Annotated in this window: 15 protein-coding genes; 3 read left to right on the forward strand and 12 right to left on the reverse strand. The window is 37.6% G+C overall.

Annotated features, from left to right (window positions below; all coding sequences use genetic code 11):
* Positions 1-181: 181 nt before the first annotated feature.
* Positions 182-3,235: a DNA polymerase III subunit alpha gene (dnaE, locus tag MHB55_RS13655; RefSeq protein WP_340863434.1), complete on the reverse strand. Its 3,054-nt coding sequence runs from the start codon at positions 3,233-3,235 to the stop codon at positions 182-184.
* A 10-nt stretch (positions 3,236-3,245) separates the two neighbouring features.
* On the reverse strand, positions 3,246-4,178 hold the full coding sequence (locus MHB55_RS13660; RefSeq protein WP_340863435.1) for a DHH family phosphoesterase: 933 nt from the start codon (positions 4,176-4,178) through the stop codon (positions 3,246-3,248).
* Between the two features lie 92 nt (positions 4,179-4,270).
* On the opposite strand from MHB55_RS13660, the gene MHB55_RS13665 reads away from it, so the two are divergent.
* Positions 4,271-4,579, forward strand: a complete 309-nt coding sequence (locus tag MHB55_RS13665) for a YtpI family protein (protein WP_144535392.1) — start codon at positions 4,271-4,273, stop codon at positions 4,577-4,579.
* A gap of 60 nt (positions 4,580-4,639) precedes the next feature.
* On the opposite strand, the gene MHB55_RS13670 is transcribed toward MHB55_RS13665, so the two are convergent.
* Together MHB55_RS13670 and MHB55_RS13675 are read right to left on the reverse strand one after the other, a co-directional pair.
* On the reverse strand, positions 4,640-5,947 hold the full coding sequence (locus MHB55_RS13670) for a DRTGG domain-containing protein (RefSeq protein WP_144535390.1): 1,308 nt from the start codon (positions 5,945-5,947) through the stop codon (positions 4,640-4,642).
* Positions 5,948-6,008: 61 nt separating this feature from the next.
* The gene (locus MHB55_RS13675; protein WP_340863436.1) at positions 6,009-6,692 is read right to left on the reverse strand and encodes a metal-dependent hydrolase; all 684 of its coding nucleotides are present in this window, start codon (positions 6,690-6,692) and stop codon (positions 6,009-6,011) included.
* Positions 6,693-6,806: 114 nt separating this feature from the next.
* On the opposite strand from MHB55_RS13675, the gene MHB55_RS13680 reads away from it, so the two are divergent.
* Positions 6,807-7,898 carry a M24 family metallopeptidase gene (locus tag MHB55_RS13680; protein ID WP_154310391.1) on the forward strand — a complete coding sequence of 364 codons (1,092 nt, stop codon included), beginning with the start codon at positions 6,807-6,809 and terminating at the stop codon, positions 7,896-7,898.
* 454 nt (positions 7,899-8,352) lie between these two features.
* Here the strand turns inward: MHB55_RS13680 and MHB55_RS13685 are convergent, their stop codons facing one another.
* From MHB55_RS13685 to ald, 3 genes are all read right to left on the reverse strand, one after another.
* Positions 8,353-8,706, reverse strand: coding sequence for a fluoride efflux transporter FluC (locus MHB55_RS13685; protein ID WP_340863437.1), 354 nt, complete (start codon positions 8,704-8,706; stop codon positions 8,353-8,355).
* Entirely contained in the window at positions 8,703-9,059 is a 357-nt protein-coding gene (crcB, locus tag MHB55_RS13690; protein WP_340863438.1) for a fluoride efflux transporter CrcB, read from the reverse strand. The genes MHB55_RS13685 and crcB overlap by 4 nt, the downstream gene beginning before the upstream one ends.
* A gap of 70 nt (positions 9,060-9,129) precedes the next feature.
* Positions 9,130-10,245, reverse strand: a complete 1,116-nt coding sequence (gene ald, locus MHB55_RS13695) for an alanine dehydrogenase (protein ID WP_154310384.1) — start codon at positions 10,243-10,245, stop codon at positions 9,130-9,132.
* 199 nt (positions 10,246-10,444) lie between these two features.
* Here ald and MHB55_RS13700 point away from each other — a divergent pair, with 199 nt between their 5' ends.
* Positions 10,445-10,897, forward strand: coding sequence for a universal stress protein (locus tag MHB55_RS13700; RefSeq protein WP_144535378.1), 453 nt, complete (start codon positions 10,445-10,447; stop codon positions 10,895-10,897).
* 327 nt (positions 10,898-11,224) lie between these two features.
* Here the strand turns inward: MHB55_RS13700 and MHB55_RS13705 are convergent, their stop codons facing one another.
* From MHB55_RS13705 to sppA, 5 genes are all read right to left on the reverse strand, one after another.
* On the reverse strand, positions 11,225-12,415 hold the full coding sequence (locus tag MHB55_RS13705) for an acetate kinase (RefSeq protein ID WP_340863439.1): 1,191 nt from the start codon (positions 12,413-12,415) through the stop codon (positions 11,225-11,227).
* A gap of 65 nt (positions 12,416-12,480) precedes the next feature.
* Complete coding sequence (locus MHB55_RS13710; protein ID WP_151113547.1) at positions 12,481-13,410, reverse strand: class I SAM-dependent methyltransferase; 930 nt, start codon at positions 13,408-13,410, stop codon at positions 12,481-12,483.
* Between the two features lie 73 nt (positions 13,411-13,483).
* Complete coding sequence (gene tpx, locus MHB55_RS13715) at positions 13,484-13,987, reverse strand: thiol peroxidase (protein ID WP_144535373.1); 504 nt, start codon at positions 13,985-13,987, stop codon at positions 13,484-13,486.
* Positions 13,988-14,021: 34 nt separating this feature from the next.
* Positions 14,022-14,606, reverse strand: a complete 585-nt coding sequence (locus MHB55_RS13720; protein ID WP_151113545.1) for an RDD family protein — start codon at positions 14,604-14,606, stop codon at positions 14,022-14,024.
* Positions 14,607-14,618: 12 nt separating this feature from the next.
* The gene (gene sppA, locus MHB55_RS13725) at positions 14,619-15,632 is read right to left on the reverse strand and encodes a signal peptide peptidase SppA (protein ID WP_144535369.1); all 1,014 of its coding nucleotides are present in this window, start codon (positions 15,630-15,632) and stop codon (positions 14,619-14,621) included.
* Between the last annotated feature and the right edge of the window lie 129 nt (positions 15,633-15,761).

The following is a 15,761-nucleotide window of genomic DNA, read 5'->3' on the forward strand; positions in this document are numbered from 1 at the left end:
AAGTTCATATCCTGCTTTGTAATTTTCCACATAAGTTTAGTAGCGTAACATTAAAAAATAATCATAAATGCTAGCTAAGCTAATGATTCCCTTAAATAAAAAAGACAAAGATAATCGAGAGATTGTACTCTCATTATCTTTGTCGATAGTTTGTAATAATGCATACAGACTGTTGGTTCGTTTAGTAGAGTGTAATATTTTTAGCGATAACCTGAATTCTATTATTTCTGCTCTCTCTCTTGCCCTCCACTAAAATGATGGCTTGTTCTTTTAATATTGCATTAAACTTAGCGTATTCCTCCGGAAAAAGAGTTACTGAAATGTTTCCAGTGTCATCCTGAATTGTGACAAAGGCCATTGCCTCTCCTTTTTTAGTCCGAATTCTTCTAATTTCTTGTATCATTCCAATAGCATGTACAAAGGAGTCCTTAGAGGATTGCATTATATCCCATATATGCTGCACCTTGTCGTTTGTTTTTTTCTTGGAGACCGTAGGATGCTCTGAGAAATATTGGCCAAGTACTTCCTTCTCAAATTGAAGCTTTAGCATTACTGGTAATGGATCCGTTTTAATATATTTAGATTTGCCAAAAGGTGATGAGTCTCCTTCAAATAAATCTGTTTCCTCAGTAGGACTGACAAGCTCTGCATATTTTACTGCGGCATCAATAGTAGCCAATAATGTGGAACGCTCTACTCCGAAATCATCCAATGCTCCAGCCTTCACAAGTGGCTCTATATTTTTACGTGTAAAAAAAACGGCTGATAAATCAGTAGCTAAGTCAAAAATATCTTCCCACTTAGCAGATCTTCTTTGTCTTTGCTGTAGTAGCTTTTGGGTGAAAGGATAAGATATTCCCTTTACTGCCTGTAAGCCAAAACGAATACCATTTTGCTCCACCGTAAAGGTTGATTGACTTTTAAAAATTGATGGTGGTAATACCGAAATTTGCTTTTGCTTCATTTCTAGAACTAACTGATTGATCTTATCCTGATTGCCTATAGCAGTACTTAATAAAGCACCATAAAATTCTAAAGGGTAGTGGGCCTTTAAATAGGCCATTTGATAAGAGATTACACTATAAGCAACTGCGTGACTTTTAGGAAAGCCATAATCTGCAAAACGGACGATTAAATCATAAACAGAGGTGGCAGCCTGCTCTTGATGTCCAAGCTGTTTTGCCTTATGAACAAAGTGGCTGCGCTCCTTTTCCAATACTTCACGGTTTTTTTTACTAACTGCCCTACGAAGCAAATCAGCTTCACCGAATGTAAAACCTGCCATTTGAGAGGCAATCTGCATAATTTGCTCTTGATAAACAATAATACCATATGTTTCTTTCAGTATTGGCTCTAAAACAGGGTGCTCATAAGTGACTGGCACGTGCCCAAGCTTACGCTTAGCATACAGAGGAATACTTTCCATTGGGCCTGGACGGTATAAGGCATTCACTGCCACAATATCCTCAAATCTAGTTGGTTTAATTTGCTTTAGTGCACCCCTCATACCACTCGATTCCAATTGGAACACTCCTGTTGTATCTCCTTTTTGCAATAAGCGAAACGTTTGCTCATCGTTGAACGGTATTTCCTTCAAAGAAAAGCTCTGTTTTTTATAATGAATGGAATTTAGTATTCGCTCCATAATGGTCAAATTTCTTAAACCTAAAAAGTCCATTTTTAACAGACCCTTTTCCTCTACTTCCTTCATTGGCCATTGAGTAAGGTAGATATCCTCATGCCCTTTTTGTATAGGAACAATGTCCACAAGAGGCATTGGTGACAACACAACTCCAGCTGCATGGGTGGAAGCGTTTCTAGGTAATCCTTCTAATTTCAATGCAACATCAAACCATTTTTTTCGTATATCTTCTGTTTGGATGAACTCACGTAATTTTGATGATTGATCATAAGCCTCTTTTAAGGTGATTCCTAGCTTTGAAGGGATAAACGAGGAGATTGCCTCTAATGTACTGGATTCAAAGCCAAACACTCTCGCTACTTCACGAGCAGCTGCTTTGGCGGATAACGTACCAAATGTAATAATTTGAGAAACATAGTTTTGACCATACTTTTCTGCTACATAGCGTACAACGTCCATTCTTTTCGAGTCAGCAAAGTCAATGTCAATATCAGGCATAGTAATACGTTCTGGGTTTAAAAAGCGTTCAAACAGAAGTCCATATGGAAGAGGGTCTACATCCGTAATATACAATGTGTAAGCTACAAGAGAGCTGGCGGAGGAGCCCCTTCCCGGTCCGGTTAGAATATTTGACTGCCTTGCAAATTTCATAAAATCTTGAACGATTAAAAAATAATCCTCATATTGCATTTGACTAATGACGTCTAACTCATAGTGTAGTCTTACTGTATAGTCATGGGTGTAATGAGGAATACGAGCCTTCAGTCCCTCCTCACATTGGAGAGTTAGGTAATCCTTAGCTGTAATGTCGGCCGGCAATGGATACTTCGGCATTATATGCTTCTTTTTATCAAAAACAACCATACATCGCTCTAGCATTAATTTTGTGTTCGACAGCCATTCAGGCACGTCTGTAAACCATTCCTGCCACTCCTCATGGGAAAGCAAATGTGAATCAGGCTGAGGTTTTTTCCTTTGAAAATCAGACATTTTTACGGACTGATCCATAGCATTTAAAACTTCAAATGCAAAGGCATCATCCTTCTCAACATAGCGACATTCATGATAAGCAGTAAGCTTAATATTTTCCTCTCCACAGGTTTTTCTAATCGCTTTCTCTTCCTCTGTTTCAATGCCGCTTGGTCGTTCTACGCCAACAAACAAATAGGTTGGAGTAAATATAGATTTCAGTTCCTCAAGAGAATCCTTGGAAAATAACAAATCTGCTTTATAAACTGCTATGATTCCTTCTTTATAGGCATGAAGCCACTTTTTTGGAAGTAAATCTAGCTCTCTTGTTTCCATACCACTTGAAATTTTCAAGATATTCTCATACCCTTTGTTATTTTCCGCATATAGAACTATTGATACCGGACTGTAGTCTAACTGGACTTTTAAAGTTAGTCCGATCACGGGTTGGATTTGATTTTTTATGAGCGTATGCCAAAAAGGCAACACACCATACAACTTACTGTTTGTAATGGCTGCTACCTTTGTATTATTCTTTTTCAGCTTTTCAACGAGCTGCTCCAATTGAATTGTACTTTTCAGCATATCCGCTGATGTTACAATTTGGGGATATACTGTTTGCATTCAAACCACCTCAATTTACAGCTTTTTTTAAATCTTCTATTACCCGCTCTGCTTCTTCCCATGAATAAGCGGTTGCACCCGCGGCTAAAGGATGTCCTCCACCACCATACTTCTTCGCTACTTCATTGATAATCGGTCCCTTGGAACGTAATCGTACCCGAATTTCCTTCTCGTCCTCGATGAAAAATACCCAGCATTTCATACCTTTCACGTCTGACAAGGCACTTACCAATAAGGAAGCCTCAGATTCTGCTACTTGATATTTATTCAGCAACTCTTTTGTAAGTTTCATATGCCCTACACCATTTTCCATTTCGAAATTGGCATAGATATAACCTTTTAGCTGAAGCATGTTACTCTCTACCTCATACATTTCATTGAACAAAGTAGTTCGGTCAAACCCATAAGACAGAAGCTTACCAGCATAAAACATTGTTTGCTCGGTAGTGCTCTGGAACATAAATCGACCAGTATCGCCTACAATACCTGCGTATAACAATCGAGCAATAGAAGCATCTAACTCCCACCCCTTATATTCCTTCGCTTCTTCATAAAGCTCACAAATCATTTCACTTACAGAACTAGCCTCTGTGTTTACCCATAATAGGTCTCCATAAGCATCCTCGTTAGGATGATGGTCTATCTTGATTAAAAAACTACCTAGTTTATAACGGCTATCATCGATTCTCTCTGTATTTGCAGTATCGGTCACAATAACTAGTGCATCCTTAAAATCCTCGTCTGAAACAGAATCTGGTTTTGCTAGAAAATCTAAAGTACTTTCATGAGTACCCGTTGCCCAAACTTTTTTGTCTGGATAATTTAATGCGATAAGTTCCTTTAAACCAATTTGAGAGCCATATGCATCCGGATCGGGTCTAACATGACGATGTATAATAATTTTGTCATAGCTTTCGATTGTGTCGATGATTTGTCTTTTCATTATTTTTCCTCCGTAGAGACGTAACTACTATTCGCCTTTTTTTAAATTTACCTATACAATAAAAGTAGCATTACTTTTATTGGAGGTACATTATGTTTATAAACGGTATATTAGTGTTAGGTATAATAGTCTCTTTTGTATGGTATTTTTATTTTAAAACAAAACAGCTTCGCGCAACACTTCCGATTCGCAAAAAATGGTATACTGCGAAAGCTTCCGTTTGTCTTGGAGCTTTTATTTTATTTTTTGGTATCAACTTTTTAGTGATTTATCAATCAGCCATCACTTATGTGGTTTCGATACTATTTATATTAATCGGCGGTTATTTTATGTACCATAATTATAAAGCAGCCAAACACTATGGTCAGTTTGTCCAAGAAGAACTTAATTTAAATCAATGATGCGGCATTGAGCCGCATCATTTTTTTGTCCTTTTACTAACAAAAGCTAGTTAGCAAATGCTATCTCTCTAGTAATTGATAAGTGACCATTGCCTTCCCTACTAACTGCTTGTCATTGAAAACTTCGATATCCATTTTTGCTACTTTCCTGCTCATTTCTAATAGCCTTGCTTGTATACGAAGTATACTTTCTAATTGTATTGGTTTTGTAAAATAGATTGTCATATTTTCTACTACGGATTCTCCACGTTTTCGGATTTTCAACGTTTGAGCTCCTGTCTCCGTTAAAAGAATAGTAAAGGCTCCATAAGACATCGCTCCATAATGATCGGTCATTTGTGGAGTAACAACAAATTCAAATATAAATTCTTCTGATGAAACTACTTTAATCTGTTGTTTTACTATATCGTCAATCGTTTCACCGTTTTGAGGTTGTCTAGAAGCTGCTTGTAATGCCTTTAAAACATCCTGTCTACTAATGACACCTACTAAGTAATTGCTATCCTTAACTACCGGCAGCAGATCAATGCCCTCCCATATCATCCGATGACTAGCAGAGGCTACACTTGTTTTCATAGTTATCGAAATAGGATTCTTCGTCATTACCTTTTCAATTATCTCATTGCTATTTTTCCCTATGACATCTCTAGCCGTAACAATTCCGACAAGCTTATTAGCTCTATCTACTACCGGGAATCCGCCATGAGTTGTTATATTATTTAAGTCTCGGTATTGCTTCACCTGGTCGGTTGCATATAAATAATAGGTATCTTCTAAAGGAACATATATATCCTCTATAAGCAGAACATCTTTTTTTATCAACTGGTCGTCAATAGCACGATTTATCATAGTTGCTACTGTAAAGGTATCATAGCTAGTAGAAATCACCGGTAGCTCTAGTTCATCAGCCAACTTTTTTGTGTGGTCTAGAACATCAAAGCCCCCTGTGATTAGTACTGCAGCTCCTGCTTTTAAAGCAGTTTCATGCACCTTCAAACGATTACCAACAATCAATAAATTGCTAGGCTCTACATAACGCATCATATCCTCTAGCTGCATTGCGCCAATTACAAATTTGTTCAACGTTTTATATAATCCTGCTTTTCCACCAAGCACCTGTCCATCGACTATATTCACAACCTCAGCAAAAGTCAGACGTTCAAAATGCTCCTTTTTCTTAAGCTCTATACGAATCGTACCAACTCGTTCAATGGTACTAACTATTCTTCTATTTTCTGCTTCCTTTATCGCTCTATAAGCTGTTCCCTCGCTTACCGATAAATCCTTAGCAATTTGCCTAACCGATATTTTATCACCAACGGGAAGGTTTTCAATGTAAGCTAAAATCTGCTCATGTTTTGTTGTCATGTAGTCACATCCAAACGTTAGTTATACGCTTATTGTAACACATATTAATAATTTTCTAATCCTATGAGAGTGTAACAAATTCTCCAGCTGAAAGTACTTGTACATCTGCTTTTTTAACTAAGCCTTTAAAGTACTCTGGATCCTGTTTAATAGGCGGAAACGTATTATAGTGAATTGGAACTACTATTTTTGGTTGGATTAGCTCCGTCGCATAGGCAGCGTCCTCTGGCCCCATTGTAAAATTGCTACCTATTGGTAGAAAGGCAATATCAATATCGTGTCGCTCTCCTATAAGCTTCATATCACCAAATAAACCCGTATCTCCCGCATGATAGAGAGTAGTTCCCTCAGCACTGAAAATAATTCCAGTAGGCATACCTAAGTAAATTATATTTCCATCCTCCGTGGTCGTAGAAGAGCTATGAAAAGCTTGTGTAAATTTCACTTTACCAAACTCAAATTCACACTCTCCGCCAATACCCATCGGATGTACTTCTACTCCTTTAGATTGTATGTAATTTGCTAGCTCAAAAGGAGCGATGACAATCGCATTGCACTTTTTAGCAATTTCAACAGTATCCCCCACGTGATCATCATGACCGTGTGTTAAAAGAATAGCATCCACCTGTTGTTCTGATGCCTTCAAGTCCGTAATCTCATTACCTGTGATAAAGGGATCGATTAATATAGTGTGAGATTTTGTTTTTATTTTTACTACTGAGTGTCCGTGATAACTAATTTTCATTTTGATATCTCTCCTTCAAATAGTATTAGGTTCACTTATTGTTCATTCAACGTAGATGCGAGAATTCCTTTATTCTGCTATCCTTATCTTATAAACTAAAAAGAGGTGCTACATTTGAAAACTATTGAAAAAATACAATCTTACCTACAAACTAATAACATAGATGCGGCGTTTGTAACTACTCCTGATAACGTCTTCTATTTTACTGGATTTAGAAGCAATCCGCACGAACGTTTACTCGGCGTAATGATTTTTAAAAATGCTGACCCATTCATTATTTGCCCAAAAATGGAGATGCCAGATGCCAAAGCGGCTGGGTGGGCAGGTAAAATTATTGGTCATCAGGATACAGAAAATGCTTGGGACATTTTAGCATCGGCAGTAAAAGACAATGGACAGTCTATTCAAAGTCTTGCTATCGAAAAGTCTCATATGACTGTAGAAAGATTAGAAGCAATAACAAAAAGATTTTCATCCCTACAGATTAATCGTTTAGACGAGAAGATTAACGAGCTTCGTGTAATTAAATCTGAAGAAGAATTAATTAATATGCGTAAAGCAGCTGAGTTAGCCGACTACGCTATTGAAGTGGGTTGTAAAGAAATTGCTGAAGGCAAAACAGAATTAGAAATTCTAAATGCGATAGAGCTAGCTGTAAAAGAAAAAGGCGCAGCTCAAATGTCATTTGATACGATGGTATTAAGTGGTCCGAAAACCGCTTCTCCACATGGAACTCCAGGTGATCGTAAAATCCAAAAAGGTGACTTTATCCTATTTGACCTTGGCGTTGTATATAACGGCTACTGTTCTGATATTACACGAACTGTAGCATTCGGTGAGCCATCTCCTGACAAAAGAGAAATCTATGAAACAGTGCTGAAAGCAGAACTAGCAGCTGTCCATGCAGTGAAGCCTGGTGTAACTGCTATGGAGTTAGACAAAACTGCTCGCGATGTAATCACAGACGCTGGTTACGGGGATTACTTTACACATCGTTTAGGTCATGGCTTAGGAATATCTGTTCATGAATTCCCTTCAATTACAGGTGTAAATGAAATGGTATTAGAAGAAGGCATGGTATTTACAATTGAACCAGGAATCTACCACCCAGATATTACAGGCGTTCGAATTGAAGATGATGTAGTCGTAACTTCGGATGGAGTAGAAGTCTTAACTAAATTCCCTAAAGAATTACAAATTCTTTAAACAAAAAAGAGTTTAATCCTCTATTGGATTAGACTCTTTTTTCATATAACCATCGAATAGAAACCATTTACTTTAAAAGTATAGACGAGAGATTTTTGATTTACGCTCCTAAGCGGACGCTTTCCGCGGGGGGAGCGATAAGCCATCACCGTCGCTAACGCGCCGTACATGATGGCTTATCTGTCTCCCTCCTCCCGCAGGAGTCGCCGCTTATCGCTTCAATCACATGTAGAGTAGCGGTGAGAAAGTATATGAAACGAATAAAAACAGTTTACTGAAATAGTATGAACGAGAGATGTTTGATTTACGCTCTTAAGCGGACGCTTTCCGCGGGGGAGCGATAAGCCATCACCGTCGCTGACGCGTCGTACGTGATGGCTTATCTGTCTTCCCCAACCGCAGGAGTCGCCGCTTATCACTTCAATCAATAATAATTAAATTGTTTCTATCAAAGTTAAAATACTTTACCTAGCATGTATCCTATGAATGCCACTAGTAAGCCACCGACGTAGGTGGCCGTAAAATAGAAATAGTATAACCTTCTATATTTCTGTAATTTAATTAACTCCACATTTAAAGTAGAAAATGTTGTTAGTGCTCCTAATAGTCCAATGCCAATCATCAAATAATAAATTCCTTCCGCATGCAGTCCACATAGTAAGCCAAGCATAAAAGAACCTATTATATTAACGAAAAGTGTACCCAGTGGAATCTTAGTATGCTTCTTTAATTTTTCAGATGTATAGTATCTTATAATTGCTCCAAGGAAACCTGCTCCCCCTACTGCTATTAAAGAAAGAAGAGTCATTCGTCCACCTCTTTTTTCCACGCGAGATTAGTCAAAAGAATGCCACCTATGATACTACTTGCCAAATAGAGCATAGCAAGAAGGATATGAGCTTGTTCTATCAACTGAATAGTTTCCATACTAAAAGCAGAAAAAGTTGTAAAAGAACCAAGGAATCCCGTCCCTAGAGCTAAACGTAATTTCAAGGAGAACCTCTCTGTACGAGACAAAATAAAGGCCAGGACAAAACAACCTATCCAATTCACAAGTAAAGTGGAAAAAGGAAAAGTAGATTGAGGAGCTAAATAGATACCGATTATATACCGGCAAATTGCCCCTAATCCTCCAGCAAAACCAATATATAAAAAGTTCATTTCCTCCACCTCTCTGTCCTAAAAAGTTAGAAATCACCCAGACTCAAAGGAGCTGGGTGATTTGTCATTCTTATTTTAATAATGATGTAACGTCTGTATAAGGCAGACCTTGTGCTTCTGCAACTGCTGCAAAAGTAACGTGACCATCTAGTGTATTAATCCCTTTTTGAAGTGCTAGATTATCTAAGCACGCTTGCTTGTACCCTTTGTTTGCGATTTGCACCGCATAAGGTACAGTAGCATTTGTTAATGCCATAGTAGATGTTCTTGGAACAGCTCCAGGCATATTTGCAACTGCATAATGCACAACGCCATGCTTCTCATAGGTTGGGTTGTCATGAGTTGTTATTCTATCAGAAGTTTCAAAAATTCCACCTTGGTCGATGGCAATATCAATTACAACCGATCCAGGAGTCATAGATTTAATCATATCCTCTGTTACTAGTTTCGGAGCTTTAGCACCCGGTATTAATACAGCGCCTACTACTAAGTCTGCTTCTTTCACAGCTTCTCCAATATTATATGGGTTAGAGATTAGTGTTTGGACATTGCTTCCAAAAATATCTTCTAATTGACGAAGACGATCTACATTTAAATCGATAATTGTAACTTTCGCGCCCATGCCGATTGCTACTCGTGCAGCATTTGTTCCTGCAATACCTCCACCGATAATCGCAACATTGGCACGTGGAACCCCTGGAACTCCAGCAAGTAAAATCCCTTTACCTCCATGAATTTGCTCTAAGAATTGTGCACCGATTTGAGTTGCCATACGTCCTGCAACCTCACTCATAGGAGAAAGAAGTGGTAAGGAATTGTTTGGTAATTGAACCGTTTCGTAAGCTATTGCTGTCACTTTCTTTTCTAACAATACTTTTGTTAAAGCTTCTTCAGGAGCCAGATGTAAATAAGTGAACAAGATTGACTCTTCTTGAATTAAATCAAATTCGTCATGAGTTGGCTCTTTTACTTTCATCACCATTTCTTGATTCCATGCTTCTTGAGCAGTTTGAACAATGGTTGCTCCTGCAGCGACATAATCTTCATCGGTAAAGCTAGAACCTAATCCTGCTCCTGTTTCGATGAACACTTGATGGTTATGTAGAGTTAAGCTAACAACTCCCGCTGGTGTCATTGCGACACGATTTTCGTGGTTTTTAATTTCCTTTGGAACTCCTATACGCATACCTATATCCCCTTTAACAAGATTAAATAGATTAGTGAAACAAGTATATTTTAGCATTAATAATTCCAAATTGCTCATCAATTTCTTTTTTTAATCCGTCTTTGTTCACAAATTAGACTAAATAACTATTAAAAAATAGCAGGAATAAGAGGATAAGTATAGAAATATAATAGTATAACAAACCCAGGAGGGATTTATAATGACATTAAAATACAATCAAATCTTAGTAGCTGTAGACGGATCGAAGGAAGCTGAATTTGCGTTTAAAAAATCTGTTTCTATTGCTGAAAGAAATAACGCAACTTTAAATCTTGTTAATATAATTGATACTAGATCTTTTGCTGCAATTGAAGCTTATGACCGTTCTATCGCTGAAAGAGCACAAAATTTTGCAGAGGATTTACTAGATGGATATAAAAAAGAGGCTCTTGCTGCAGGTGTTGAAAATGTAAATATTATCGTTGAGTACGGTTCACCAAAGACAATGATTTCCAAAGATCTTGCGAACAAAGTACAAGCAGATTTAATCATTTGTGGAGCAACTGGTCTAAATGCTATGGAGAGATTCTTAATTGGTAGTGTGTCTGAATATATTGTTCGTTCTTCTACTTGTGATGTTCTTGTTGTTCGTACTGATGAAGTGCAAGCTTAATCTATTAATAGAATTAAAAGAGAACTTTGGCTTATGCCTTGGTTCTCTTTTTTATTTTGAAAAGTTGTAAAATTGAGGAGGATGAATAAAGCAGGAATAATAAGAAAGTAGAAGTTGATTTTCGCTTTCTGTGGGGTTGAGCGATAAGCCATCACTAAAGTGGAAATAAACAATAGTTCTTTCTTAAATTATTATGCATTAATCTCCATTCCTATTATTGTTATAGGGAACACAAAAGAGTGTTGTATATCATTCAATATGATAATATATCGGCAATGATTGGACGTAAGAAAATAATCATTATTAGTTTAGGTTCTCTCGTACTCTTTACAACCCAGAAATCCTCATAACATCTTTAGCGATCATGATTTCTTCATTTGTCGGGATGACGATAACCTTTACAGGAGAATGCGGATAGTTGATGAAACCTTCTTTGCCGTGTAGCTTGTTTAGATCTGGGTCCATGTAGATTCCCATGAATTGAAGCCCTGAGAGTACTTTTTCACGGATGACCTCGCTATTTTCGCCAATGCCCGCTGTAAAGATGATTGCGTCTACACCATTCATTCTAGCAGCGTATGATCCGATGTATTTGTGTATTCTGTTGGCAAAGACATCTAGTGCTAATTGGGCACGATCATTACCTTTGGTCGCCTCTGTAACAATGTCTCTTAAATCACTTGAGAAGCCAGATACGCCGAGCATCCCGGATTTCTTGTTTAAAATGTCTAGAATACCCTCTGCACTCTTCCCTGTCTTCTCCATTAAGTAAGGTATTAATGCAGGGTCTATGTTTCCTGATCTTGTCCCCATTGTAACTCCAGCGAGTGGAGTAAAACCCATTGAGGTATCGATGGATTTGCCTTTGTGAATGGCTGCAATACTTGCCCCATTACCGAGATGACATGAAATTAGACGAGTAATCTCTAACGGTCTATTTAACAGTTCCGCTGCTCGATGCGCTACATATTTATGAGAGGTTCCATGGAAGCCGTATTTTCGAATACTGTATTTTTCATAGTAATCATAGGGAATAGAATATAAATAAGAGCTTTCTGGCATAGTTTGATGGAATGCAGTGTCAAAAACTGCAACAGCAGGAATGTCCGGTAATACCTTTTGGAATTCTCTTATGCCAGTAACATTAGCAGGATTATGCAAAGGTGCAAATTCTGCTAGTCTTTCGATATTCTGAATAACTTCTTCGTCTATTAAAACAGAATCACTGTACGTTTCTCCACCATGAACTACACGGTGTCCAATCCCTTGGATATTCTCTAACGAATCTATCACCTTATGATCAATAAGCATTTTAATAAGCAATTTAACCGCCTGTTCATGGTTTTCTACTTGCTCTATCAGGTGTATTCGCTCATCGTCAAAGTTCATCGTAAATACAGGGTTAACTAATCCAATTCTTTCGATTAATCCTTTTGCTATCACTTTTTCTTCTGGCATTTTGTATAATTGAAATTTTAAAGAAGAACTACCTGCATTCACTGCTAAAATATTTGGCATAAGAAAACGCCCCTTCTTTATACTGATACAATAATTGTACCTTGCATAAAAGGGGCGGGCAAATTTTACCTATTATTTTGTTCTTGCCATATGTCAATTTTTTGAAAGAAAAGTTCCATTGCTTCTCGATTCGTCATACTTGGAACCTTAGCAAGCAATACCTCACGTGGAGCCTGTAAATTTTCACCCTTCTTTTGTAAAATGAGCAGGCTCTTTTCTTGGGCTTTGTTCTTAAAAATAGAGCCTGGTAGTTGAATAACTGCCTGAATCCAACCATTTTCTTTAATAAATTTATGCAGCTGTGCGGCTTGTTTTGATTCAAAAATACTTGCCGGAACTAGGAAGTAAAGGTATCCACCTGGTTTTACATGCTTCATTGCTTGTTCCATGAACAGATGATGTGCATAAGGCATCTCATCCTCAGTGTGCAAGAAATAGTCTTTGGAAGTTTCCACATCTGGATAATAACCCACAGGTAAATCGCTTACTACTATATCAACCGGATCGATCATTAATGGACGTATTGCATCCTGTCTAAATAGCTGGATGTCCTGCTCTAATAACTCTCCTACCTGTGCCGCAAGCTGGATAAGCAACTCGTCAATTTCTACTCCGAAAGCATGGGAGGAATTTGGTAGAACATTCATTAATGTATACAGTAGGTTTCCAGTACCTAGCGCAGGGTCTAAAAAGGATAGCTCCTTTTTATCCTTATTCATTTCTTTTACGAAATAGCTTAAAAGTAATCCAATGGCGTCAGGTGTCATTTGGTGATTTACTTGTGTTGATCTATTCATCCCTTTTAAAATTCCTAGTTGTATTGCTTTGCGAATCTCTTCTTTTTTAGGATTTACAAGATCAGGTTTTTTCTTTTCTTCGAGCCATAGCTCAAGCGCATAGACGATTCCTTCAAGATAAGGAGCGGATTCTTGCTCTTCTATAAAAGTGGCTTCTTGATCGATAAATGAAAAGATTTTTTCTACGTTTGTTTGCATGATGATCCCTCAAATGAAAACCCACTCGAGAAAGAGTGGGTTTACTTATTTTTTATAATTTTTAGACTAATAGTTATTGTGCTGCTTTTACAGCCTCAAGAGCTTTTTCGTAGTCCGGATGGTTCGTTCCTTCACTTACAATCTCCTTGTAAGTCACTACACCATTTTTGTCTACTACGAATACAGACCGTGCAAGTAAGCGTAATTCTTCCATTACTACTCCGAATGCTTTACCAAAGGAAAGATCTCGGTGATCAGATAATGTTTGAATTGCATCAGCTGCATTTGCTCCACACCAACGAGATTGTGCAAAAGGTAAATCTACAGAGATTGTTAAAATAACAACATCATCACCTAGACTTGCTGCACTCTCATTAAATTTGTTAGTTTGTGCAGAACAAACTCCAGTATCAAGGGAAGGTACTACACTAATTAATCGAGTTTTGCCAGCTGAATCCTCAAGAGTTACTGGGGATAAGTCATTAGCTAATACTGTAAAATTCGGAGCTTTTTCTCCAACCTCGACCTCTTTACCACCTAAAGTTACAGGATTATTTTTAAAAGTTACTTGTGTCATAATATGTAGCCTCCTTTTCAATACTTTCATCTTACTAGAATTCGTTCGTCTCTTGCAACTCATTTGCAACGGGAACTTGCTTATACGATACTTTTTCCTTTTTATCGTACGTATTCTCGTGAACAACTAGTGTGTCCGCAATATAATCATGAATCGCTTGTTTTTTTGGTGTAAACGCAGCTACTATATACGGAAGGTTAAATGGAATAATTGAGATTAATCGACCTATCCACTCTCTAAAAATAACATTCCCCCATGTTAACTTTCCTTTATTTTTGGGAATCACTCGAATACCAAAAATCATTTTACCAATTGTCTGAGCAAAGAACTTAGTCATAAGAACGAAGTAAAGATAAAAAATGATAGCCGTTACTATCGAAATTGGTGCATACCAGCTCGGATTGTTAATGTCGATTGAAAATAATCGGAAAATCGGTTTGACCAGCAACATACCAATGGATGATAATACGAGCAGATCCACGGTGTAAGCCCAAAAACGAATCCAAAAACCGGCCGCCTTTTGTACATAACTTTCCGTTTGCTGTACAACTATTCGTTGTTGGGTTGACGATGGGCTTTCTTGCACATTCTCCCCATCGTTTTGTACAAACTCACTCATCTAGAACCCTCCTTATTCATTTCCATATAAGTACATCATTTTTGGTGCTGAATTGTCCGCAATTAGTTTAGCGATTAGTTTAGATTCAATATCTACTCCTAAAAATGATTGTGCTTTCATCGCAAATAACGAAGAGAAGCTAGGTGAATATCCGTACTCGAATACTTCTGCACCCTCTAAATCATAGTCTGCCTGAACTGCGGCAACTGCATCTTCTAAGAAACCAAGCTCATCTGCTAGACCAGCTTCGACTGCCTGTCTTCCATTTAAGATTCTTCCATCTGCTACTTTTTTCACTTCTGCCTCGGTCATGTTACGACCTTGTTCTATAATATCTACAAAATCTTCATAGGAATCATTCAGCATTTCTTGAAGCATATTACGCTCTTCCTCTGTCATGTCTCTTGTAGGACTCATAATATCTTTATAAGGACCAGATTTAATCGTAACAAATTCTACTCCGTATTTTTCAGCTAGGCCACCATAGTTAATACTCTGCATAATAACCCCAATGGATCCTGTCATTGTTTCTTTATTAACAAATATTTTTTCGGCTGGTGCAGATATGTAATATCCTCCTGAGGCTGCCATACTTCCCATTGAAACGTAAAAAGGTTTTCCTGTTTCCTCTTGGATTTCTCTAATTTCCTTGTAGATTTGAGCAGATTCCACAACTCCTCCACCAGGTGAGTTAACTTGAAGAACAACTGCTTTTACTGAGTCATCATATCTCACCTGATCTAATTGCTCTAGGAAAAATTGATGATTATAACCTTCTGTACCAAACAAGCTTGTAGTACCACCAGTGTCTTGAATAGTTCCATCTACTGTTAAAATGGCAACTCGTTCATCTATGCTGCCTGGTTCTAGAACTGTTTCAAAGAATTCTGTATTTGCGGTGGAAGTAACCTCTTCCATCAATGTTGACCAATTTGTTGAAAAGATTGATGAAGCTGTATTGACAACCAAAGATATGGCTAACAAAATAGAAGCTCCGACTATAGCCAACCAACGTTTCGTATTCATATTTCTATTTTCCTCCTTTTTCTATCCCTTTTACATACGTTATAAATGTCTAAATGTTTCACTAAATGATAAAATAAAAGTACATAGACTAAAAGTACAATTTTAAATAATAGATTTCGTACATTAAAG

Source organism: Psychrobacillus sp. FSL K6-1267, from assembly GCF_038003265.1.
Classification (GTDB): domain Bacteria; phylum Bacillota; class Bacilli; order Bacillales_A; family Planococcaceae; genus Psychrobacillus; species Psychrobacillus faecigallinarum.